Annotated in this window: 1 protein-coding gene; it reads right to left on the minus strand. The window is 77.1% G+C overall.

Going from position 1 to position 2,618, the window contains the following annotated elements:
• On the minus strand, window positions 1-2,136 hold a 2,136-nt coding region (locus CKO43_RS25275; protein WP_200380394.1), incomplete at its 3' end, for a type VI secretion system Vgr family protein.
• Window positions 2,137-2,618 lie beyond the last annotated feature (482 nt).

The following is a 2,618-nucleotide window of genomic DNA, read 5'->3' on the forward strand; positions in this document are numbered from 1 at the left end:
GACGGCGGCGCCGGCGCCTGCCGTCGCGTGCACCGCAGCCGCTTCGGCCAGCGTCTGCACCAGCTGGCCCAGCTGGCGCAGCAGCGCGACGCTGGCGGCGTTGTCACCGGCGGGGCAGGCGGCGGCGAGCGCACGGGTCGTCAGCAGCAGGCCTTGCGCCGCGCGCAGCGCGCCGGCCGCGTCGGTGCGCAGCTCGAAGCCGTGGCCACGCTCGCTGCCGCGGCGGTTGTCGGCCTGGTGCACCAGGCGGCCCAGGTTGAGCTGCGAGCCCGCCTGGGTGCTGGCCAACTGCACCCGCAAGGCCTCGTCGCTGTCGTCGAAGACCAGCTGGTTCCAGCCCTCAGCGCCCAGCTCGCGGCTCTTGAAGCCGGACATCGCGGCCGCGTTCGCCTGACCACCCTGCGCCAGCGGCGCCGGCGACGCCCCGTGCCAGGGCGGCGCGTGCGCACCGGCGACCTCGTTGCCCTGGCCGCCGGAGTGGTGGTCGCCGCCGCCCGGCGGCTCGGGCCGCGGCGCCGCCGGCTGCCCGCCCGGCGTTGGCGCCATCCCGCCCTCGCCGCATCCGTCGTACAGCGCGCCGACGACGACCGGGCGCTCGACGTCGCCACCGAGGAAGTCGAGCAGCACGCGCTGGCCGACACGCGGCAGGAACTGGGCCCCGACGCCGGCGCCGGCCCAGCGCTGCAGCACGCGCAACCAGCCGGTGGCCGCGCTCGTGGCCGCCCCCGGCGACTCGATCTCGAGGGCCAGGAAGTCCGGTCGCACGCGAATACGGCCGAGCGCGTCGGCGCACACGCTGTCCGGCGCGGCATCGGGCTCGCCGACGACGGTGGCACCCAGCACGCCGATGGCGCGGCCACCGGCGTGCAGCGGCCAGCGCGACTCGGCCTCGGGGCGCCAGGGCAACGAGCGGCTGGCGGCGACGAACTCGTTCGCATAACCGCCAGCCTGCGCCGCCGCGAACAGGTCGCGCGGCAGCCAGTGGGCGTGCAGCGACGGCGGCGCGTGCGCGCGGCCCGGCGGCCGGCGCGTGCTGGCCGTCAGGTCGTTGCAGCCGACATGCAGCACGCGGGTGAGCAGCAGCGGCGGCGTCTCGGCATCGCCTCGCAGCACGAACCAGCGGCCCGCCGCGAAGCTGCGCACCGTCGAGCGCCCGTGCCAAAACCGCGCACGGGCCTGTTGCGCCTGCAGCAGCAGCTGCAGGCGGCGATGTGCGGCGCTGCCGTCCTGGAACGCATCGGCACCAGCGGCAAGCCGCGACCGCAAGCCCGGTGCCCCGGCGGCGGCCGCGTGCAGCGTGCGCGCGGCGACGGCGTCGGCACTGGCTGCCACCAGGCCGGCAGGCGGCAGCCGCGTCGTGCAGGCGAGCTCGAGCACGGCGTCCTCGGCTTCCGTCGGGTCGGCGCGGTGAAGCCGCAAGCCGCCGCAGCGCTCGGAACTCGGGTCCTGCGGGCATTGCGCCGGATCGCGCGTGTCATCGAGCACGTGCACCGTGTCGGTGGCCGGGTCGACCCGCAGCACCAGCCCGTGCGCCGCGAGCAGGCGGCGCACGAAACCCAGGTCGCTTTCGCGATGCTGCAGCGCGCAGTCGCGCCGGCCCGCCGCGTCGTGCCCGGCGTCACGCGACAGCTGCGCGTTCACCGCGTCGGCCAGGCGCCAGTTGGCGAACGGGCGGTAGGGTTCGAAGACGTCGGCCAGCACCTCGGCCAGCGTGCGCCGCTGCCACAGGCGGCTGTGCAGGCCGTGCTCCAGCAGCGCGAGCCAGCTGCGAACACGCAGCCGGTAGCGAGCGAAACCGCCGTCGGCGTCTTCGGCTTCGGCTTGCACGACGAGCCCGCGGCGCTCGAACGGCTGGCCGTCGGCCAGCGTCGCCACCAGGGCCAGCGGCCGGGCGAGCATCGTCGAAGGATCGAGCTGTGCATCCGGCGCGACGCAGAGCAGTTCCATCTCGCCGGCGCCATCCAGTGCCTCGCAGGCCGCCCAGGCCTCGACCAGCAGGCCGGGCGGCAGCTCGGGCGCCACCAGCCGGAACAGCCGCGCCGTGTCGGTCAAGGCCGCGGCCCCGTGCCAGCCGTCACCGGCCGGCCCACCAAGCTGCCGCCACGCGACGGTGTTGCCGGCGGACAGCTCGTTCATCGGCGGCCACCGGCAGCGCCGGGCAGCACGCGGCAGCATCCGGCCGGCCCGCAGCCGACATCGCGGCAAGCCGCAGCCCGGGGCTCCGCGCCGCCGGCACAGCCACGCTCGGCCGCAGGCGCCGTCGCATCAGCGTGTGCGAGCAAGGCCGCCATCAGCATCGTGTCGGTGTCCGCTCCCGACGCTGCCCCGGCGCCAGGGCCTGGCGCGCCGTGGCGTTCATGCCGGGGTGGCTGCGCTTTCCGGGCCGCAGCCCGGGCCGCGGGCGGCGCAACCCGTTCATCGGCGCGCACGGCCACGGGCCGCGGCCGCGGGCGGCGCCCGGTCAGGACCGGTGGGCCGGCCGCAGGCGCAGGCGAACCCGGCAGCGCCGACGCCGGGCCCTCGACACGGTGGATGACAGACCTGTCGTCGTCGCGCGGCGCGGCGGGCGCCGGGCTGGGTGGCGGAGCCTCGGCCGCCGCCGTGGCCTTGCCGACGGC

The sequence above is a fragment of the Rubrivivax gelatinosus genome, assembly GCF_016583785.1.
Lineage (GTDB): Bacteria > Pseudomonadota > Gammaproteobacteria > Burkholderiales > Burkholderiaceae_C > Rubrivivax > Rubrivivax gelatinosus_B.